This window comes from Pseudonocardia nematodicida, from assembly GCF_040105385.1.
GTDB lineage: Bacteria > Actinomycetota > Actinomycetes > Mycobacteriales > Pseudonocardiaceae > Pseudonocardia > Pseudonocardia nematodicida.
The window spans coordinates 266,091-285,913 of sequence record NZ_JBEDNQ010000010.1 but is presented as its reverse complement, the minus strand read 5'-3'; the positions used below and the strand labels follow the sequence as shown (position 1 = coordinate 285,913).

At 69.9% G+C, this 19,823-nt stretch carries 14 protein-coding genes, 1 pseudogene and 1 other annotated feature; of the genes and pseudogenes, 10 read left to right on the top strand and 5 right to left on the bottom strand.

The window, feature by feature from the left end; translation table 11 throughout:
• The first annotated feature begins 26 nt into the window (after positions 1-26).
• From WIS52_RS23575 to WIS52_RS23560, 4 genes are all read left to right on the top strand, one after another.
• Positions 27-1,493 carry an aldehyde dehydrogenase gene (locus WIS52_RS23575; protein WP_349300529.1) on the top strand — a complete coding sequence of 489 codons (1,467 nt, stop codon included), beginning with the start codon at positions 27-29 and terminating at the stop codon, positions 1,491-1,493.
• 72 nt (positions 1,494-1,565) lie between these two features.
• Positions 1,566-2,459, top strand: a complete 894-nt coding sequence (locus WIS52_RS23570) for a dihydrodipicolinate synthase family protein (RefSeq protein WP_349300528.1) — start codon at positions 1,566-1,568, stop codon at positions 2,457-2,459.
• Positions 2,460-2,464: 5 nt separating this feature from the next.
• Positions 2,465-3,841: an aldehyde dehydrogenase family protein gene (locus tag WIS52_RS23565; RefSeq protein ID WP_349300527.1), complete on the top strand. Its 1,377-nt coding sequence runs from the start codon at positions 2,465-2,467 to the stop codon at positions 3,839-3,841.
• 39 nt (positions 3,842-3,880) lie between these two features.
• Complete coding sequence (locus WIS52_RS23560) at positions 3,881-4,774, top strand: dihydrodipicolinate synthase family protein (RefSeq protein WP_349300526.1); 894 nt, start codon at positions 3,881-3,883, stop codon at positions 4,772-4,774.
• Positions 4,775-4,828: 54 nt separating this feature from the next.
• On the opposite strand, the gene WIS52_RS23555 is transcribed toward WIS52_RS23560, so the two are convergent.
• Positions 4,829-5,509, bottom strand: coding sequence for a GntR family transcriptional regulator (locus WIS52_RS23555; protein WP_349300525.1), 681 nt, complete (start codon positions 5,507-5,509; stop codon positions 4,829-4,831).
• 44 nt (positions 5,510-5,553) lie between these two features.
• On the opposite strand from WIS52_RS23555, the gene WIS52_RS23550 reads away from it, so the two are divergent.
• Positions 5,554-6,816 carry a D-arabinono-1,4-lactone oxidase gene (locus tag WIS52_RS23550; RefSeq protein ID WP_349300524.1) on the top strand — a complete coding sequence of 421 codons (1,263 nt, stop codon included), beginning with the start codon at positions 5,554-5,556 and terminating at the stop codon, positions 6,814-6,816.
• 443 nt (positions 6,817-7,259) lie between these two features.
• Positions 7,260-8,534: an AlbA family DNA-binding domain-containing protein gene (locus tag WIS52_RS23545; protein ID WP_349300523.1), complete on the top strand. Its 1,275-nt coding sequence runs from the start codon at positions 7,260-7,262 to the stop codon at positions 8,532-8,534.
• A 1,697-nt stretch (positions 8,535-10,231) separates the two neighbouring features.
• On the opposite strand, the gene WIS52_RS23540 is transcribed toward WIS52_RS23545, so the two are convergent.
• The 4 genes and pseudogenes from WIS52_RS23540 to aztA form a co-directional block, all read right to left on the bottom strand.
• On the bottom strand, positions 10,232-10,810 hold the full coding sequence (locus WIS52_RS23540) for a TetR/AcrR family transcriptional regulator (protein WP_349300522.1): 579 nt from the start codon (positions 10,808-10,810) through the stop codon (positions 10,232-10,234).
• A 31-nt stretch (positions 10,811-10,841) separates the two neighbouring features.
• A complete protein-coding gene (locus tag WIS52_RS23535; RefSeq protein WP_349300521.1) occupies positions 10,842-12,380 on the bottom strand; it encodes an MFS transporter in 1,539 nt (512 codons plus the stop codon).
• A 350-nt stretch (positions 12,381-12,730) separates the two neighbouring features.
• A pseudogene (locus WIS52_RS23530) lies at positions 12,731-13,959 on the bottom strand (IS3 family transposase).
• Positions 13,556-13,684 (bottom strand) — a sequence feature (AL1L pseudoknot). (Overlaps the previous pseudogene by 129 nt.)
• 225 nt (positions 13,960-14,184) lie before the next feature.
• Positions 14,185-14,886 (bottom strand): zinc ABC transporter ATP-binding protein AztA, encoded by a 702-nt coding sequence (gene aztA / locus WIS52_RS23525; RefSeq protein WP_349300520.1) that lies wholly within the window; start codon positions 14,884-14,886, stop codon positions 14,185-14,187.
• Positions 14,887-14,946: 60 nt separating this feature from the next.
• On the opposite strand from aztA, the gene aztB reads away from it, so the two are divergent.
• The 4 genes from aztB to aztD are packed head-to-tail and all read left to right on the top strand — an operon-like array spanning position 14,947 to position 19,181.
• Positions 14,947-15,819 carry a zinc ABC transporter permease AztB gene (aztB, locus tag WIS52_RS23520; protein ID WP_349300519.1) on the top strand — a complete coding sequence of 291 codons (873 nt, stop codon included), beginning with the start codon at positions 14,947-14,949 and terminating at the stop codon, positions 15,817-15,819.
• On the top strand, positions 15,819-17,030 hold the full coding sequence (locus WIS52_RS23515) for a hypothetical protein (RefSeq protein WP_349300518.1): 1,212 nt from the start codon (positions 15,819-15,821) through the stop codon (positions 17,028-17,030). The genes aztB and WIS52_RS23515 overlap by 1 nt, the downstream gene beginning before the upstream one ends.
• A complete protein-coding gene (gene aztC / locus WIS52_RS23510) occupies positions 17,027-17,962 on the top strand; it encodes a zinc ABC transporter substrate-binding protein AztC (protein ID WP_349300517.1) in 936 nt (311 codons plus the stop codon). Before WIS52_RS23515 ends, aztC begins: the two co-directional genes overlap by 4 nt.
• Before the next feature lie 52 nt (positions 17,963-18,014).
• On the top strand, positions 18,015-19,181 hold the full coding sequence (gene aztD, locus WIS52_RS23505) for a zinc metallochaperone AztD (protein WP_349300516.1): 1,167 nt from the start codon (positions 18,015-18,017) through the stop codon (positions 19,179-19,181).
• Positions 19,182-19,823: the final 642 nt, after the last annotated feature.

Genomic DNA, 19,823 nt, shown 5'->3' with positions numbered 1-19,823 from the left:
GACACCCCAGAAACGACAGGAGCACCGTGTCCGACCCGACGTTCATCACCCGCCCGATCATCGACGGCAAGGAGGCCGGCCCGATCTCCGGCGAGACCTTCGACTCGGTCAACCCGGCCACCGGTGCGGTGATCGCCTCGGTCGCCGCGTGCGGGCAGGCCGACGTCGATGCCGCGGTCGCCTCGGCTCGGGCGGCGTTCGACAGCGGAGTGTGGAGCCGCGCGACCCCGGCGGAGCGCAAGGAGGTGCTACTGCGGTTCGCGGACCTGCTCGACGAGCACATCGACGAGCTGGCGATGCTGGACTCGATCGACGCGGGCAAGCCCATCACCGACACCCGTACCCTCGACCTGCCCGACGCGATCGGCACGATCCGCTGGTACGCCGAGAGCATCGACAAGGTCTTCGGGCGCATCTCGCCCACCGGCCCCCAGAACCTGGCCTTGATCACGCGCGAGCCGATCGGCGTCGTCGCGGGGGTGCTTCCCTGGAACTTCCCGATGGCGACCCTGTCGTGGAAGATCGGCCCCGCGCTCGCGGCGGGAAACTCGGTGGTGGTCAAGCCCGCCGAGCTGTCCCCGTTCTCCACCCTGCGCACGGCCCAGCTGGCCGTCGAGGCCGGACTGCCGGCCGGAGTGTTCAACGTGGTGCCCGGCCTCGGCCACGTCGCGGGCAAGGCCCTCGGCCTGCACCCGGACGTCGACGTGGTCACCTTCACCGGGTCGACCGAGGTCGGCCGGCACTTCCTGCGCTACGCCGCGGACAGCAACCTGAAGAAGGTCGTCCTGGAGTGCGGGGGCAAGAGCCCCCAGCTCGTGCTCGCCGACCAGAGCCACAAGCTCGCGGCGATCGCCGAGGAACTGACGGGCGCGGCGTTCTGGAACATGGGGGAGAACTGCACCTGCGGCTCGCGGATCCTCGTGCACCGCAGCTTGCGCGACGAGCTGGTCTCCGAACTCGTGGCCCGCACCGCGACCTGGACCGTCGGTGACCCGCAGGACCCCGACACCAGGACCGGCGCCCTGATCGAGGCGGCCCACCTGGACAAGGTGCTCGGCTACATCGAGTCGGGCCGCGCCGCCGGCGCCACGGTCGCTATCGGCGGCAACCGGGTCCGCGAGGAGAGCGGTGGCTGGTTCGTCGAGCCCACCGTGTTCACCGACGTCACACCGGACATGGCGATCGCCCGGGAGGAGATCTTCGGCCCGGTGCTGTCGGTGATCGCCTTCGACACCGAGTCCGAGGCGGTCGAGATCGCCAACGACTCGGAGTACGGACTGGCCGCGTCGGTGTTCACCGACGACCTCAACGCCGCACACCGCGTCGCCCGCGCCCTGCAGGCCGGGACGGTCTCGGTGAACTGCTACAGCGAGGGCGACATCACGACCCCGTTCGGGGGGTTCAAGACCTCCGGGTTCGGCGGGCACGACAAGGGCCTCGACGCCTTCGAGCAGTACACCGAGCTCAAGACCACCTGGTTCGCACTGAGCTGAACGAACCCCGGTACGGGCACTCGCTGCACCGCCGGCAACCCGTAATCGCAACGACACAAGAGGAGCACTTCCATGGCCGTGTGGCACGGAATCGTGGTCGCCGCGGCGCTGCCGCTGAAGAAGGACGACCTGGCGGTCGACCTGGACAAGCTCCAGGAGCACGTCGCCTGGCTCGCCGCCAACGGCTGCGACGGGGTGAGCCCCAACGGCTCTCTGGGCGAGTACCAGACGCTCACCACCGAGGAGCGCGCCGCCGTCGTCCGGGCCGCCGTCGAGGCCGCCCCCGAGGGCTTCTCGGTCATCCCGGGGACCGGCGCCTACGGCGCCGCCGAGTCCCGGCGCTGGGCCGAGCAGGCCCAGGAGGCGGGCGCGCACGGCGTGCTGTCCCTGCCGCCCACGGCCTACCGGGCCGGCCCGGACGAGGTCGTGGCCCACTACCGCGAGCTCTCGCAGGTCGGGCTGCCGGTCGTGGCCTACAACAACCCGTTCGACACCAACGTCGACCTGACCCCCGAGCTGGTCGCCCGGATCGCCGAGTTCGACAACATCGTCGCGATCAAGGAGTTCTCCGGCGACGTCCGGCGGGCCCACCAGATCCGTAGCCTGGCCCCGCAGATCGACGTCCTCGCGGGCGCCGACGACGTGCTCCTCGAGCTCGTGCTCGTCGGGGCCGTCGGCTGGATCGGCGGGTTCTCCAACGCGTTCCCGCGGGAGTGCCGCAAGCTCTACGACCTGGCCGTCGCCGGCGACCTCGCGCAGGCGCTGCCGCTGTACCAGCAGGTGCACGACGCGTTCGCCTGGGACTCGAAGCACACCTTTATCCAGGCGATCAAGCTGGCGATGGACATGGCGGGCCGCTACGGCGGGCCGGTGCGCCTGCCGCGCCTGCCGCTGGACGCCGCCGACGAGGCGCGCGCCCGCAAGGACTTCGAGCAGGCGTTCGCCGCCCTGTCGGCGGCGAGCTGAGCGTCATGTCTGCGATCCTCGTCAGTACGAGCCCACAGCGGCCGGACGACGTCGTGAGCCGGGAGCCGGTGACCGACCCCGCGGAGGTGGCGGCCGCCGCCGAGCGGGGGCGCTCCGCCGGACGCTCGTGGTGGGCCCAGGGCGCGTTCGCCCGCTCCGCCGCGCTCGACGCGGTCGGCCGAGCGCTCGGTGACAACGCCGCCGAGCTCGAGGACCTGATCGTCCGGGAGGTCGGCAAGCCGCGTACCGAGGCGCGCGGTGAGGTCGCCAGGGCGCGCTCTATCGTCGCCTACTACGCGCAGGCCGCACTGCTGCGCACCGGTGACGTGTTGCCGCCGAGCGGTCCGGGCATGCTGCTCACCGAGCGGCGCCCGCTCGGGGTGGTCGGGCTGATCACGCCGTGGAACTTCCCCGCGGCGATCCCGCTGTGGAAGAGCGTGCCCGCGCTCGCCGCCGGCAACGCCGTCGTGCTCAAGCCGTCCACCGACGGCATGGCGGTTGCCCGGCTGCTCGGGGAGATCCTCGGCAAGGCACTGCCCGAGGGGCTGTTCCAGCTCGTCCCGGGCGGCCGGGACACCGCGACCGCGCTCATCGACACGGTCGACGGTGTGTCGTTCACCGGGTCCACCGAGGTCGGCAGACAGGTGAGCGCGCGGGCGTCCGCACGGGGCATTCCGGTGCAGGCCGAGATGGGCGGGCAGAACGCGGCGATCGTGCTGCCCGACGCCCCCGTGGAACAGACCGCACAGCTCCTGGCCGGCGCGGCGATGGGCTTCGCCGGCCAGAAGTGCACCTCGACCCGGCGGATCGTCGTGGTCGGTGAACCCGAGCCGCTGACCGGGGCACTGCTCGCCGCGGTGGGCGACCTGGAGGTCGGTGACCCGGCCCTGACCTCCACGGTGGTCGGCCCGGTGATCGGCGCCGGTGCCGCGGCCGCGGTGCTCGAGGCCGCCGACCTCGTGCGGGTCGCGGGCGGGCAGGTGGTCACCGGCCGCGAGGCACCGGCCGCGGGCAGCTTCGTCTCGCCGGTCGTCGTGCGCGGAGTGCCCGCCGAGCACGAGGTGAACCAGCGTGAGACGTTCGGGCCGATCGTCTCGGTGATCCCGGCCGGCTCGGTCGCCGACGCCGTCCGCATCGCGGACGGCGTCGAGCAGGGTCTCGTCACCTCGGTGCACGGTCGCGACCTGGGGCCGCTACTGGATGTGGCGCGGGAGGTCACGACCGGAATGATCAAGATCAACGCTCCGACGACCGGTGTGGACTTCCACGCACCGTTCGGCGGGGAGAAGGACTCCAGCTCCGGTCCCCGCGAACAGGGCCTCGCCGCGCTCGACTTCTACTCGTCGACCCGCACGATCACCCTCGCTCCGCCGCCCGCGTGACGCGGCGACACCGAGCACATCGAGAAGGAGAGGTAGGACATGAAGATCCAGGGAGCGTTCCCCGCCATCGTCACCCCGTTCACCGCGGACGGTGCCGAGGTCGCGGAGCAGCCGCTGCGTGACCTGGTCGACCGCATCGTCGGTGCCGGCGCGGACGGCATCATCGCCTGCGGCGGCACCGGCGAGTTCTCCTCGCTGAGCTTCTCCGAGCGCCAGCAGGTCGTCGGGATCATCGTGGCGCAGACCGCCGGTCGGGTGCCGGTGTTCGCCCAGACCGGTGGGCTCACCACCGCCGAGGCCCTGCGCCACACCGAACATGCCGCCTCGGTCGGCGCCGACGGGGTGATGGTCGCCCCGCCGTTCTACGACCCGCTGCCCCGCGCCGCCGCGCGCGATTACTTCAGCGCGGTCGCGGCATCGACCGACCTGCCGGTGATGCTCTACAACTACCCGGGCGCCACCGGCCTGAACATGGACACCGAGTTCATCGTCGAGCTGGCCAGGGCGCACGACAACGTCCGCTACGTCAAGGACTCCAGCGCGGACCCCCTGCTGATGAGCGCCCTGATCACCGAGCACGCCGACGACATCGGCCTCTTCTGCGGCGAGGACGTCCTCGCCGAGGCGGCGCTGAACATCGGCGCGATCGGGCTGGTCACCGGCGTGTTCAACGTCGCGATGCCGGCGTATGCGCAGATTATCACGGCCGCCCGCGCGGGCGACGCGGCCACGGTCGCCCGGCTGCATCGTGAGCTGCTGCCGCTGGTGGTGTGTCTGGCGTCGAACCCGTACACCAGCGCGGTCAAGACCGCGTGCGAGCTGATCGGGCACGACGTCGGCCCGGTGCGGTCGCCGACCCCGAGCATCAGCGCCGAGGGTCGCAAGGAGCTGGAGCGGCGCATCACCGCGCTCGACCCGGCCTGGTTCGCCTGACCTGCTCCCCGGCTGACCGCGGTGGACGACGGCGACCGTCGTCCACCGCGGGCCTCAGGTCGCAGCGGCGGACCACTCCCGGGTGATATGACGCAGGTGCACCGTCATGAGCCGGGTGGTCTCCTCGGGGTCACCGGACTCCATCGCCCCGACGATGTCGAGGTGCTCCAGGGCGGAGGCGCGCAGCCGGCCCTCGTCGAGGAGCCCGTGCAGACCGTAGAGGCGAGTCTGGTCGCGTAGGTTCCCGACCAGTCGGACCAGCCGGTCGTTGCCGTGCAGGTCGAGGAGTCCGAGGTGGAACTCGCGGTCGCGTTCGAGGTACGCGGTGATGTCGCCGGCCTCGGCCGCGGTCACGATCTCCTCCGCGGTCTTGCGGAACGGTGCGAGATCGGCTCCCTCGAGGCGCCGGGCGAGGTCGGCCATCGCGGGCACCTCTAGCATCAGCCGCAGTTCCTCGATGTCGCGCAGCTCTTCTGGGCTGATCGGGACCACCCGGTATCCGCGATTGCGCACCGCGACCATCAGCCCGTCGTTGACCAGCGCCAGCATCGCCTCCCGGACCGGCGAGTTCGACACACCGAGCTCGCTCGCGAGCGCGGACGCCGAGTAGATCTCACCTGGGCGGAGCTCGCCGCTCACGACGGCCTGGCGGAGCAGTGTCAGGGCCTGCGCACTCAGCGACACCTGCTCGAGGCCCGTCGAACGGGCGATGATCGGACCACTCGGCACCGCCATGATGCCTTCCCTTCCCCGCACTACTGAAGGATTACATTCTACTCATGACAGATCAGCTGCGTCCCGTGTCGACGTGGACGAACTGGGCACGGAACCAGTCGTTCGTCCCGTTCGCCGTACACGTTCCGTCATCGGAGTCCGACGTCGCGACGATCGTGGCCGACGCACGCCGATCGGGGCAGGCGGTCCGGGCCGCGGGCAGCGGCCACTCCTTCACCCCTGTCGTGGAGACCCCCGGGCGCCTGCTCGACATGTCGCGGCTCTCCGGCGTCCTCGCCGCCGACGGCCGTTCCCGTACCGCGCGGATCCTGGGGGGCACCCCGCTCTCCCGGGTCGGGGAGCCGCTGTGGCGGGCCGGGCTGTCCCTGCAGAACCAGGGCGACACAGACGGCCAGACGATCGCGGGAGCGGTGGCGACCGGGACCAAGGGCTCCGGTCCCCGCTACGGCAGCTTCTCCTCGACGGTGCGCGCCGTCCGCCTGGTGGACGGCCGGGGCGAGATCGTCGAGGTCGATGGGACCGACCCGGAGGTGCTCCACGCGGCACAGGTCTCGCTCGGGCTGCTGGGGGTCGTCACCGAGCTCACGCTGGAGTGTCTGCCGGCCTACCGGCTCCGGGAGGCCAACGCCGTCCTGGGCCTGGACGAGCTGCTCGACGTCTGGGAGACCGCACCCGAGCAGTACCGCCACTTCTCTTTCTTCTGGGCGCCGCACGACTCGGCTTGGAGCCTGTACGGCCTGCCCGAGTTCCCGGCCGACCACGTCTACGCGAAGTTTCTCACCGAACTGCCTGTCGGCCCCGACCCCGCCGCCGAGCCGGTCAGTGGGGAGCCCGGCAGCCGGCAGGGGCGCGCCTACGCCGTCTACCCGGACCTGCCGGAAGACGAGGAGGAAACGGACCCCGGCTACGTGGAGCTGGAGCACATGGTCGAGCGCTCCCGGGCCCGGGAGGCGTTCCTGGCGATCCGGACCCTCATGCGCGAGCGCTTCCCGAAACAGATCTCGCCCGTGCAGGTCCGCTGGCAGGGCGCCGATGAGGCGTTGCTCTCGGCGCAGTACCACCGCGACACCGTCTCGATCTCGGTATCAGGGATCCGGAGCGACGAGGGTGACCACTTCCTGCGGGCCGTCGACGCCGAGCTGCTGCGCTTCGGCGCGCGTCCGCACTGGGGTAAGGCGAATTACCTTACTGCGGAGCAGGTGCGAACGTGCTTCCCGCGGGTCGACGACTTCCTGGCGGTGCGCCGGCGGTTCGACCCAGACGGGGTCTTCCTGACGCCCTATCTTCGACGGCTTCTCGACGTCTGAGGGATGCATGGCGTTCTGCTCTGTTGTGTAGGCACGTAGGCACGGACCCGTAATCATGTCACGAGCTCTTCGACGGTGTCTGATGACCTTGCTTGCACCGTGTGTGGTGCGGGATGCCTCATGCCGACGGTTGAGCTCGCTGTGGAATCACTCGTGGTGCGAACTGGTGATGGTTCGTGCGAATTGCGCCCTACTGTGCGATGGGTACCGGAACAGGTGGAGCTCGAAGACTCTCCGTGTTGCTCTACTACGTGTCCTTTTAAGCCGCGGGTTCGGGGTCTGATCTCGCGGCGGCCTGCCGCTTGTCGGCAGCGGCGACAACTTCGGGCGTACGCGGCGACGCCGAGCAGTTCCGCCCACTGCACTGTCGCCGCTAGACACCGGGGCGTCGCCGCCCGGGCTCCCGGAGGTAGCGCCAGTCGGATGTGGAAAGATCCCCCTTTGTGGCGATGACGTCCTTTTACACGGGGCCCAACCGCGGCCGACTTGATGTCGCCTCGTGGGACGAACTGGTCGCGGCGGTCCAAGCGGGCTCATTGACGGAGACGCAGTGGGTGGAGTGCAAGGCGGCCATCCCGGCGGCTGCCGCCGGGGCGAACCTGGAGCTTGCGAAGGACCTGGCGTCGTTGACCGTCGACGGGGGAGTGCTCGTCATCGGGGTGAGCGATAAGGCGACAGCAGCGGAACATGTCGTCGGCACGGATGCCCCCCTGGAGGCCCTGAAAGACCGGATCTCCAGCGTCGCAGGACAGACGCGCGTGCAGCCGGCCATGCATGTCGTCTTTGGCGAGCCGCTGCAGAATCCCGACGGAAGTGGCCGGTACGCGCTGCTGGTTGTGGTGCCGCAGTCCGCGACCGCTCCTCATATGGTTGATAACCGGTACTGGGGACGAAGCGCTGTCGGTAAGCGCCCCCTCGGCGACGCCGAGGTTGCCTCCCTGTTCGCGCAGCGCCGGCTCGCCGCTGACGACTTCGAGGCGCGTTTGCGCAAGCTCAGCGATGAGCTCGACCCGATTCCCATCGCGGACCGCCTGGGGATCCATGTCTCGGTGCTGGTGCGTCCAGAAGTCCCTGCCCGAGAAGACTTCCTCGGGCTGATCGACGATCGGAATCGCCTCGGTCAAGCGCTACACGGTGCCCGCCGGAACGTGGCCTACAAGATCAACAGGTCACCCAACTTCCTCGACCTCGGCCGCCCCTACGCCCACACCGATGGCCCGGCGCTCGAGGCCATCTTCAACTCTGCGCCTGACCTGTCTGACCGATACTGGATGGCGCGGGCGGAAACCCACAATATGAGGTTGCTCGTTGGCGGTGATGGGGCTCTCAGCGTCGTGTCCGCTCGTGGGAGCAACCCGTGGGAGGACGGCACCAACCAGATTGACTTTGCCTGCATCGTCGAGGTCGTCCATCAGTCGGCTCAGCTCGCTGGGTTCCTCGGCGAGGGGCACATGGAGTATCAGGGCATGTGGCGGATCGGCGTTCATGTCAGCGGGATGGTCGGTGCCCTCGGCCACTCCAACGGGGCCTTCGCCAGCGACAGGGGACAGCCCTTCGCTGGGGACGAGTACCTCCACATCGTCACGGCCTCGACGGTGGACCTGTGGGAGCGTCCTGTCACGGTAGTCGGTCATCTTCTCCGGAATCTGGCGAGAGTGTCCGGCTTCCGTGGTGACACGAGCCCTCTCATGGACCCGGAGACGACACCCCTCTGGTGATCGCCCGCATCGCAGTGAGCGCGATCTAAAAGTCCGCTCGGCTGGGTACCGGGACACTTCTCGGCCGAGGGGGGCCAGGCAGCTCAGAGACGGTCTGCTGTTGACGGTGCTAACACGCAGTTGCCTCGCGCCGAACTAGCAGCGGTCAAGTTGCTGGCGACCAGAATCGAGAGCAAACAGTGGAAACGGCGCTTGCGTCGCAGATAGTTACGGCCGTCGCGACGTTGGTCGGCGTGATCCTAACTCTTCTAACCAACGCGTTTCTAGAGCGGCGACGCGCCCGCGACAATCGACAGCTTGAGCAAATGAAGCTAGGCGCCGAGCGTGCGAAGTGGCTTAGGGAAGCCAAGCAGAGAGCGTACTCCGACCTCTCAGCGGCAGGTGAGAACGCGCTACAGTTCATGCGAGTCGAGCTCCCCCTAGTGCTCTCAGACAATAAAGACGTAGCTGCCGCCGAAGCTCAATGGATTGAGCTGCGAACCGCCTTGCGCCTATCGTTCAATCAGCTAGCACTTGTTGCTCCGCCCGAGGTCTGTGCTACGGCTCGTGAGGTGTGGCGTGCCGCGCGAAATACCGGTAACGATTTCTTTGAGCAACTACGAGCCCAGAGGTCGGGCGCGTCGTCTGACGCGGCACTCCTTTCGAGGGGCGCGATCCGAACCGCAGTTGGTCAGATGGGCCGACTCGGCGACAAGAACCTGGACGCCTGCAGGGCTGACCTGAGCGGCGAGTAGAACCAACAGCACCTAGGTTAGCTCCACGACCGGTAGTTCTGGCGGCCGATCGGGGTGCTCCCGACTGACGGCGCCAGCCCAAAGGCATGACGCCGCAGCAGGTCAGGTGCGTCCTTAGGTAGCAGCGGGCCGGGTAGCTGGACCGACGGCCGCGCCCGGGCCGGAGGTGGAGGGTTCGGACGGCGGGCCGGCGGGACCAGCCGCCCTGACGCCGCCGGAGGCAGCGCCTTGAGGATGTAGAGGCCCGTTCGGCAACGGTCTCGGCCAACGGGAATGCCAACGCTTATGCAAGCCAACCGGTGTTGCCGTCCGCTCACCAGTGTTGACCGATTGTGGTCGGTAGCTGCACCGCTGTCGTTGGCTGCGTGCCGCTCACTACCTGCGACGATGCGACTCACGACCCGTCAGGTTGCCGGTTCGAACCCGGCCCGCCCCACGTCGTCGCAGGTCAACGGTTTGTGATCGTGACGCTGTGCTTCGCACGGTGGTCGATTTCAACGGGAACCAAACGGAACCCCTTGGGTTCGACAAGCAATAAGGTGCTCGGCATGGCCCGACCGCCTTTGCCGATGGGGACACACGGCAGCATCAAGGTGGCTCGGCGTGCCGGCGAGAGGTCCCGCCTCGCTCAGTCGGCTCTCGACGTGCCGTGCACTCCAAGACCCCTCGACCCCCGTCGTCCGGGATCGAGGCCATCACCGCTCGGGTGGCTCCGTGTCGCACGGCGTGCTCGGCGAACGCCCGGACCGTGTCCGCGGTGTCGGGTTCCCCCGGGGCGGGGCGACCACGTAGATCGCCTGAACGCCGTCGAGCACGGGCGCCCTCGTGCTCCGGTCGTCCCAGTCGAACGAGAGGTGGGCGGAGCACGACACCGCTCGCACACCGTGGCCCGGCCACCTAGGAACCGGGCGACACGCCCGCCCGTCTTGCCGGTACCGCCGGTGACCAGGATCGTCGCGTCGCTCACCCGGGGTGGCCTTCTCCTTTGGTCGATACTTCAGTGCCTAGCGAGTCGCCCTGGACCAGGGTGATGATGTCTTCCGCGGTGCGCAGGCGCTCGTCGCGGGACAGCGATTGGGTGCCGAGGACCTCGTTGACCCAGAGACCGTCCGCGGCCAGGAGGGCGATGGTGGCCGTGCGGCCGGCCGCCATCGCCCCGGGCTGGCGTCGGCCCGTCCACCGTTCCATGACGTCGTCCCAGGTCCTCTGGTGCTCGGTGTGCTGGCTGTCGAGGATCATCTGGAGCTCGGAGCGCGTGGCCGAGACCGCGGCCGTGCGGATGTAGGCGACGAGGCGTTCGGTGGCGGTCGTCTGGTCGACGGGCTTGTCGCAGGCGGCCTCCAGCTGTCGCTCCCATCGTCGTGCGAGGTGATGGTGGATGGAGGCGATCAGCTCGTCTCGGGACTGGAAGTGGTAGAGGATCCCGCCCCGGGTGATACCGGTGGCGGCAGCGATCGAGTCGAAGGTGATCGCGGTCACGCCATCGGTCTCGATCACCTCGACGGCCGCGTCGAGGATCGCCGATTTCTTGCTCTCACGCACGGGGCGGTCCTCTCGATGCAATCGGTGGTGGTCAGTGGTTGTCGGCGTACTCCATCGCCTCGCTGCGGCGACCATATGCCCGCAGGAGCAGGCCGGTGACCAGGGCGCCGATCGCGAGTATGACGACGAGCACGATCATGGCGACCAGGTAGGCGGTGTCGAAGGCGGCGTTGACCGCACCGATCAGCGCAGGGTCGCCGTCCGCCACTCCGAGCGCGTCGGCGATGCTCTCCCGTGCAGCCTCGGGGGCTCCGGCGGGCAGCCGCACCGACGCGGCGTACACGAACGTCAGCATGCTCCCAAGTAGGGCGACGGCCGACAGCGACCCGATCTCGTAGGACACCTCCTCGACCGATGCCGCCATGCCCGCCTTGCGCGGTGGGGCGTTGCCCATGATCGCGGCCGAGGCCACCGAGAACGCCCCTCCCAGACCCAGTCCGGTCACGATGAAGCCGACGATGAGGACGGCGAGGCTCTCGACTCCGATGGAGAGGACTGCGAGCGCCAGGCCCAGGGCCCCCGCGCCCAGACCGCCCGCGATGAGGAACCGCAGCCCCAGGACGTGCAGGAACGCGGCTCCTAGGAGGCCCGAGGGCAGTGCGCCCAGGGCGACCGCCGCGACCAGCATCCCAGCCTCTAGCGGAGTGAACCCCTCGACGAGCTGGAACCTCTGGGTCGTTACCAGCTGCGCACCCGCGATTGCGAACATCGCGAAGATCGCCGCCAGCACTCCGCCGGAGAACGCCCGGTTGCGGAAGACGCCGAAGTCCAGCAGTGGCTCGTCCATACGCCGCTGCCGGCGCACGAACAGGGTGAAGCCGACCGCCGAGGCCACCAGTGCCCCCGCCACGACCGCCCAGTTCTGCGGGATGTGCGCCAGCTCCTTGATGAACAGCACGGCGCCCACCAGTCCGAGCATCGCCTGCAGCGAGGAGAGGAGGTCCCACTTCTTGGAGGGATCCGGGTCGTTGGGCGGCGCGATGATCGCCGTCGCCACCAGCGCGAGTGCCACCACGGGGACGTTGATCAGGAAGACCGACCCCCACCAGAACCGTTCGAGCAGCAGCCCGCCGAGGATCGGGCCGAACGCCGCGCCCACCACGGACAGGCTGCCCCAGATCGCGATCGCGATGTTGCGTTCCCGGGAGTCGGCGAACGTCAGCCGGATCAACGCGAGTGTGGCCGGCATCATCGACGCCGCGCCCACGGCGAGCAGTGCCCGCGCACCGATGAGGACCTCAGCGGTGGGCGCGAACGCCGCGGCCAGCGAGGCCACACCGAAGATCCACAGGCCTGCCACGAACATCCGGCGGTGCCCGACCCGGTCGCCCAGTGTGCCCGCGCCGAGCAGCAGTCCCGCCATCACTACGGGATAGGCGTTGATGATCCACAGCGCCGCCGAACTCGAGGCTCCGAGATCCGCCGTCAGCGTCGGCAGGGCGGTGTAGAGGATGGAGTTGTCCAGCGTGATCAGCAGCAGCCCGGCGCCCACGGTCACCAGTAGCCACCACCGCAGAGGTGAGGTCGCGATGTTCCTCAACTGGCTGCGGTCCTGCGGCGTGCTCTCCACGCAAACTATACTAACATGTCAGTACAGTTTGCGTTTTCCCCACCTGGCCTTGGTCGCTCGAGCGGCACAGGCGGACGCGCAGATGGTTCACCACCGCGAAATAGCTCTTGATGCTGCGCGGGACCGCGGCGTTGACCCGGTGCAGCGCGTGGGTCGACCCATCCACGCCGAAGTTCGGGGCATTGGGTGGAGCGATCGGCTGGCGGCGGAGGCAGGGGCGACCGCGGGCCGACAACGAGCGAATCGACTGGATCGTCGCCTTGGTGCGCTCACAAGCCCGTGACACCACACGAAACGGTGGCTACGAGCGGTTCGAATGTCAAGTACCGGGTTCGGTGGAGGCTGGGTTCTCACGCGTCGGCGGGCTGCCGGGCGTAGTAATTGGCTTCGTGCTCGACCGGTGGGATCAGGCCGATCTCGCCGTGCAGACGACGGTGGTTGTACCAGTCGATGTACTCCGCGACCGCGATCTCCAGGTCGTTGATCCCGGTCCAGGGCCCCTTGTTGCGAACCAGTTCGGCCTTGAACAGCGAGTTGAACGCCTCGGCCATCGCATTATCGTAGGAATCGCCGACCGAGCCCGCTGACACAACCGCGTCGACATCGCCGAGCCGCTCGGTGTAGCGGATCGCACCGTATTGCACTCCGCGATCAGAATGATGTACAAGTTCAGATAGGTCACGGTCGTCGCGTTCGCGGGTCCAGATGCCCATGTTGAGCGCGTCCAACGCCAGATCGGTGTAGAGGTTCGTCGACAACTGTCATCCCACGACTCGACGCGAGTACACATCGAGCACGAACGATGCATACACCCACCCGGAATACGTCTTCACATAGGTGATGTCGGCTACCCACAGCTCGTTCGGGGCCGTCGCAGTGAAGTTCCGCTCGACCAGGTCCGGGCGTAGGTTCGGTCCGCTGGCGCGGACCGTCGTGCGAGGCACTCGCACCCGGGAGATCCCGCGCAGACCAGCAGTCTTCATCAGACGAGCGACCGTACAGCGAGCCACCGGCGCGCCGTCGACTCCACCCTCGCGGCCAAGTTGTTTCCACACCTTCCGAATCCCATACACCCCGAAATTCTCGGCATGCACCCGCGCGATCTCCGCGCTCACCACCCCGTCCCGCATCGCACGCTCTGACTGCGCCCTGGTCTTGAATGTGTAGTAGGTGCTCGGGGCAACCTTGACGCCGGCCTCGGCGAGGACGGCGCAGATCGGCTCGACCCCGAACTCGGATTTCTGGTCGTCGATGTAGTTGACGATCAACGCTGTGGGCGGTCGAGCTCCGCCGCGAAAAAAGCCGACGCAGATTTCAGGATCGCGTTGGCTCGCCGCAGCTCACGATTCTCGCGTTCGAGCTCGGCCAGTCTCGCGGCCTGATCGGTGCTCACACCCGGTCGGTCACCGTCATCGATCTCGGCCTGGTTGACCCACCCGCGCAGCGTTTTGGGGTTGATCCCGAGCTGGTCACCGACCCGCCGGCACGCGCCTTTGGCTCCGGACTCGGCCTTGATGTCGCGGACCAGGCGGATCGCTCGTTCCCGCAGCTCGTCGGGGTACTTCCGTGGGGCAGCCATCGATTCTCATCCTCGCTGGAGTTGCTGCCCTCCATCAAAACCGGGGCGAGACAGAGTGCAGCCGTTACCTTCTTCGAGTCCGAGTGTCGGTCCGGCGATGCTGTCGGCCGGCGCGCGCGGCGAGCCCGTCCTGGCTCGTCCCGGCCGGTCGGCGAACCTCGGCCGGCAACGGTCCGGGCCCCATGGGCTCAGGTGATGTGCCCGGTCTCCGGCGGCTCCCACATCTCAACTCGGGGGACCTGAGGCGTCCGTGGCCGGCGGAGCGCCGGCGCGCAGTGCCGTCGCCGGAACGTCCGCTGCGACCAGCAGTCCGCGGCCGAGGACGAGGCAGTGATCGCTCCGCAACGCGACGGCCCTGTCGTGGGTGATCCGCACGACGCTCGTGCCCGCCCGTCGTTCCTCGTCGAGGGCCTGCTCGATCAACTCTGTCGCGCCGACGTCGAGCCCCGTCTCGGGTTCGTCCAGCAGGAGTAGCTCCGACTGCTGCGCCAGCCCCTGAGCGAGCAACATCCGCTGGCGCTGCCCTCCGGACAGGGAGGCGACGGACCGGTCTCCGAGTGCGGTCAGTTCCAGTCGCCGCAGGCAGTCGGTCACCACCTCGCGGTCACGTGTCGTGAGCCTCAACCACGGTCCCCGATGCGCCCACCGGCCCATCGCGACCGCCGCCCGAACCGTCAGCGGCAGGGAGTCGGGGAGCGCGCTGCGCTGGGTGACGTACGCGGGCCGCGTCCGGCACGACCGGGTCACCGAACCGGACAGCACCGGACGGACGCCGGCGATCGCGTCGAGCAGTGTGGACTTCCCGCTGCCGTTGGGTCCGACGATCGCGGTGGTGCGCCCGGCCGGTAGCGCCGCGTCGACCGACTCCAGCACGACTCGTACGGGGTAGCCGACGGTCACGGCGTCGAGGGTCACCACGGGCTGCATGTCGGCCCGGTCACAAGATATCGATAATCGTTCTCATTGTGCTTAGCGTACCGCCTCGTCATGGAGTGGTTACTGGAGCCGTTCGCCGTCGGGTTCGTGCAGCGGGCGTTCGTCGCGGGGGTTCTCGTGTCGATCGTCTGCGCCGTCGCCGGCACCTGGGTCGTCCTGCGCGGGATGGCCTTCCTCGGCGACGCGATGTCACACGGGCTGCTTCCCGGGGTCGCGCTCGCCGCGCTCGCCGGCGTCGACCTGGTCGTCGGTGCGGTGGCCAGTGCGATGGTGATGGCGGCCGGAGTGTCGGCGCTCGGCCGGTCGCGGCAGCTGTCACAGGACACCGCGATCGGGTTGCTGTTCGTCGGGATGCTGGCCGCCGGCGTGATCGTCGTGTCGTCGTCGGCGTCCTTCGCGGTGGATCTCACCGGGTTCCTGTTCGGCGACGTCCTGGCGGTCGGGACCCGCGAGTTGTGGCAGCTCGCCGCGGCGGTGGTCGCGACCCTGCTGCTCGGTGCGGCCGGTCACCGGGCCTTCGTCGCGCTGGCCTTCGACCCACGCAAGGCGCACACGCTGGGGCTGCAGCCCGGGCTCGCGCACGGCCTCCTGCTCGTGCTGCTCACCCTCGCGATCGTCGCCTCCTTTCGGGTGGTCGGCACGCTACTGGTGTTCGCCCTGCTCATCGCGCCGCCCGCGGCGGCGGTGCTGTGGGCCCGACGGATCCCAGGCGTGATGGCCGGCGCGGCGCTGCTCGGGATCGTCGCCAACGGCGCGGGGCTCCTCGTGTCCTGGCACGCCGGTACCGCGGCCGGGGCCACCGTCGCCGCCACCGCCGTCGGTCTGTTCTTCCTGTCCTGCCTCGCCGCCGCGCTGCGTTCCCGGCGGCGGCCGGCACCGACCGTGGCCGGGTCCGCGGAGATTGTCGAGAACCACACCTCCTGATGCCCACATCACCTGTGCGCCGCGTCCTCTGTCCACTCGCACTCGTCGCCGCCCTCGCCTCGGGATGCGCCATCGATCCGGAGCCGCCCGGCGAAGGGGCTCCGCACGGCTACGTCGAGGGCGCCGAGGAGACCGCCGAGGCGCAGACCAGGCTGGTCGTCGCCGACGCCGGCTCCGGCGCGGTGACCGTGCTGGACCTGCTGACCGAGGAGGCCACCGAGGTCGCGTCCGTGCCGGGACCGCGCGGCATGGCCGGGGACGGCCGCTTCGGCTACGTGGCCGGGGTCGACGGCGTGACCCGCATCGTCGACAGCGGCGCCTGGACGGTCGACCACGGCGACCACGTGCACTACTACCGCACCGGGATCGGCGAGGTCGGCGAGCTGCCCGGCGAGGCGCCGCTCGCGGTGGTCGGTGACGACGGCGCCTCGGTCCTGTCCGCCGGCTCCGGCGCGATCTCGGTGCTGGACCGGGCCGCGCTGGAGGACGGGGCGATCGCGCCCGGCGCCGGGACGGCCGGTGCCACCGGCGCCGCCGTGCCGCTGGCCGGGCGCGTCCTCGTCGCGACCACCTCGCCCGGTGCGGCCGGCCCGGCCCGGGTCTCGGTGCGCGACCGGGAAGGGGACGAGGTCGCCGCCCTCGCCGAGCCGTGCCCCGCCCCGGAGGGCGCGGCCCTGACCCGGCGCGGCGCGGTGTTCGGCTGCGCCGACGGTGCCCTGCTGGTGACCGAGAAGGACGGTGAGTTCAGCGCACTGCGGATCCCGTACCCGGAACCGGTCGCCGAGGGGGAGCGGGCACGGTCGTTCACCGGACGGCCCGGCAGCTCCACCCTGGCCGCCCGGGCGGGTGACGAGGCGGCCTGGTCGCTCGACCTGGGTGCGCGGACGTGGACCCGGATCGCGACCGGATCCACCGTGGCGGTCACCACCGTCGGTGAGGACGGGCCGTTCCTCGCGCTGGGGCCGGACGGGGTCCTGCGCGCTCTCGACCCGGCCGACGGGCGCACCGAGGCGGAGCGGCCGCTGCTGGACGCGGATGCCGTGGCCGAGGCCGAGGGGCTGGTGACGATCGAGCTCGACACCGAACGCGCCTACGTCAACGACCCCTCCGGCGGCACGATCCACGAGATCGACCACGGCGACGACCTGCGGGTCGCGCGGACCCTGCAGGTCCCCGGCCGGGCCAGCTTCATGATCGAGACCGGGCGATGAGCCGGACCCGCCCGGCCGGGCGCCGGATCCGCGTCCCGGCGTTGCTGCTCCTGGTCGTCGCGCTGCTGTCGAGCGGCTGCGGCGCCGTCGCGGCGGACCGCGACGGAATCGTCGTCACCACCAACATCCTCGGTGACGTCACCCGCAACGTGGTCGGCGACCAGGCCGAGATCACGGTGCTGATGAAGCCGGACGCCGACCCGCACTCGTTCGGGATCTCCGCGCAGGAAGCGGCCCGGATGGAACGCGCCGGCCTCATCATCCACAACGGACTCGGTCTCGAGGAGGGGATCGGACGCAACGTCCGAGCTGCGGCCGACGTGGGGACCCCCGAGGTGGCCGTGGGAGAGCGCGTCGACCCGATCCCCTACGTCTCGGGTGAGAGCGGCGGAGCACCGGACCCGCACTTCTGGACCGATCCGCTGCGGGTACGCGACGCGGCGCTGCTCATCGCCGAGGAGGTCGTCGCCCACGTCGACGGCGTCGACCCGGCTGCGGTCCGGGCCAACGCCGAGCGCTACGCCGAGGAGATCACCGCACTGGACGCGGACATGACCGTGAGCTTCGCCGCGATCACGCCCGAGCGGCGCACGCTCGTCACCAACCACCACGTCTTCGGGTACCTGGCGCAGCGCTACGACTTCGAGGTCGTCGGCGCGGTGCTGCCCAGCGGGACCACGCTCGCCTCGCCCAGTGCCTCGGACCTGAGCGGTCTGGCCGACACGATCCGCGGCGCCGGCGTCCCGACGATCTTCGCCGACTCCTCGCAGCCCGACCGTCTCGCCCGGGTGCTCGCCGAACAGGCCGGTGTGGACGTCGAGGTCGTCCCGCTGTTCTCCGAGTCGCTGGGCGGTCCCGGGTCGGGCGCGGAGACCTATCTCGACCTCATGCGCTCCAACACCGTCGCCATCGGCGAGGGGCTGCAGAACTGATCGCGCGGTGACCGACCACGGCATCGCAACCACCGGAAAGAGGTTCACGACCATGACGTCCCGTACCCGGCCGCGCCGGCGCACCGCCGTCGCGCTCTCCAGTCTCACCGTCGCGGCACTGGCACTGTCCGCATGCGGCACCGGCGGGGCCGCCGAGCCCGCACCGGCGTCCGTCACCGACCCCATCGCCCTGACCCACGACGGCGGCATCTACGTCCTCGACGGAGGCACGCTCGAGCTGCGGAGCGAGATCGAGCTGCCCGGGTTCAACCGCCTGAATGCCGTCGCCGACGGCCGGCACGCCATGGTGTCGACCTCCACCGGGTTCCGCGTGCTGGACATGGGTGCCGGGGCACTGACCGACGTCGAGTACCCCGCACCGACGCCCGGGCACGTGGTCAACCACCACGGCCGGACCGCGCTGTTCGCCGACGGCACCGGCGAGGTCACGATGCTGGACTCAGATGCGGTCCTCGACGGTCCGGACGCCGCCGACACCTACACCACGCCCGAGGCGCATCATGGCGTCGCCGTGGAGCTGGCGGACGGATCGCTGGTCACGACCCTCGGGAACGAAGAGGAACGCCCGGGCATCGTGGCGCTCGACGCCGCCCGCAATGAGATCACCCGCAACGAGGACTGCCCCGGCGTGCACGGTGAGGCCACCGCCCGGGGCGAGGCCGTGGTCATCGGCTGCGAGACCGGGGTGCTGATCTACCGGGACGGTGCGATCACCAAGGTGGACAGCCCGACGCCCTACGGCCGGATCGGCAACCAGGCCGGCTCTGACGTGTCTCCGGTCACCCTCGGTGACTACAAGCAGGACGAGGCCGCCGAACTCGAGCGGCCCACCCAGGTGTCGCTGATCGACACCGAGACCAACCGGCTGCAGCTGGTCGATCTCGGCACCAGCTACACGTTCCGTTCGCTGTCCCGCGGCCCCGAGGGTGAGGCGCTGGTGCTGGGCACCGACGGCAGCATCCACGAGATCGACCCGGCCGCGGGCAGCGTGATCCGCACGATCCCGGTGATCGAGGCGTGGGAGGAGCCGCTGGACTGGCAGCAGGCCCGTCCCGCTCTGTTCGTCCGCGGCGGCACGGCGTATGTCACCGAGCCGGGCGCGAACGCGGTGCATGCCGTCGACCTCGCCGCCGGCGAGGTCACGAACTCGGCGACCCTGCCTGCGACGCCGAACGAGATCACCGGCGCGAGCGCCTGACCGTCGGTGGGTCCGCCCGGGTGTCCGGCCGTGGACTCCGGGGCGGGCCCACGCCGGTCGGTGGTCGCGCTGGCGGTGTCGGTACGCGCTGCCGTTGCAGGGGATCGACTCGGCCGCGCCGGTCGTGGAGACGCTCGGGACCGTCGGCTTCCCCGACATCGAGTGCGAGCCCACGGACTCCGGGGATACCACCGGACGATGATCCGCGCGCTCCGCGGTGACGGCCGGCCGTGCCCGCGGGCGTGACCTCGGAACCGCCGGGCGGTCAGTGCGCTCGCCGGGCGGGCTCGATCTGCCAGTACGACGTCGGCGGTCTCCACCGCGACGTCGGGCGGGTGTCGTTGTGCGACACCGTGCGTCCCGAGGCGCCGGACTGTGAGGCCGGCGCGGATTGACCCGCACGTCGTCGTAGGTGGCGCAGTGAGAGACGTAGAGGCTGGCTCGGCGACGGTCCCGCCCAACGGGAATGCCAACGCTTATGCACGCCAACCGATGTCACTGGCCGCCCGCGTTCCCGCCCCTCCGCGAAGTGGCACTCATCGGGCGCAGTCGGTCGCGGCCCGCTCGCCGCGAAAGCGCGTCGATTTGGACGAGCCGGCTGTCGGGCGGAGCCGTGGGACCGATGGTGGAGCGAACTGAAGT

Excerpts from the sequence above, each read along its gene's own strand:
- WIS52_RS23570 (WP_349300528.1), top strand. The coding sequence starts at position 1,566 with ATGGCCGTGTGGCACGGAATCGTGGTCGCCGCGGCGCTGCCGCTGAAG.
- WIS52_RS23565 (WP_349300527.1), top strand. The coding sequence starts at position 2,465 with ATGTCTGCGATCCTCGTCAGTACGAGCCCACAGCGGCCGGACGACGTC.
- WIS52_RS23560 (WP_349300526.1), top strand. The coding sequence starts at position 3,881 with ATGAAGATCCAGGGAGCGTTCCCCGCCATCGTCACCCCGTTCACCGCG.
- WIS52_RS23555 (WP_349300525.1), bottom strand. The coding sequence starts at position 5,509 with ATGGCGGTGCCGAGTGGTCCGATCATCGCCCGTTCGACGGGCCTCGAG.
- WIS52_RS23550 (WP_349300524.1), top strand. The coding sequence starts at position 5,554 with ATGACAGATCAGCTGCGTCCCGTGTCGACGTGGACGAACTGGGCACGG.
- aztA (WP_349300520.1), bottom strand. The coding sequence starts at position 14,886 with ATGCAGCCCGTGGTGACCCTCGACGCCGTGACCGTCGGCTACCCCGTA.
- aztB (WP_349300519.1), top strand. The coding sequence starts at position 14,947 with ATGGAGTGGTTACTGGAGCCGTTCGCCGTCGGGTTCGTGCAGCGGGCG.
- WIS52_RS23515 (WP_349300518.1), top strand. The coding sequence starts at position 15,819 with ATGCCCACATCACCTGTGCGCCGCGTCCTCTGTCCACTCGCACTCGTC.
- aztC (WP_349300517.1), top strand. The coding sequence starts at position 17,027 with ATGAGCCGGACCCGCCCGGCCGGGCGCCGGATCCGCGTCCCGGCGTTG.
- aztD (WP_349300516.1), top strand. The coding sequence starts at position 18,015 with ATGACGTCCCGTACCCGGCCGCGCCGGCGCACCGCCGTCGCGCTCTCC.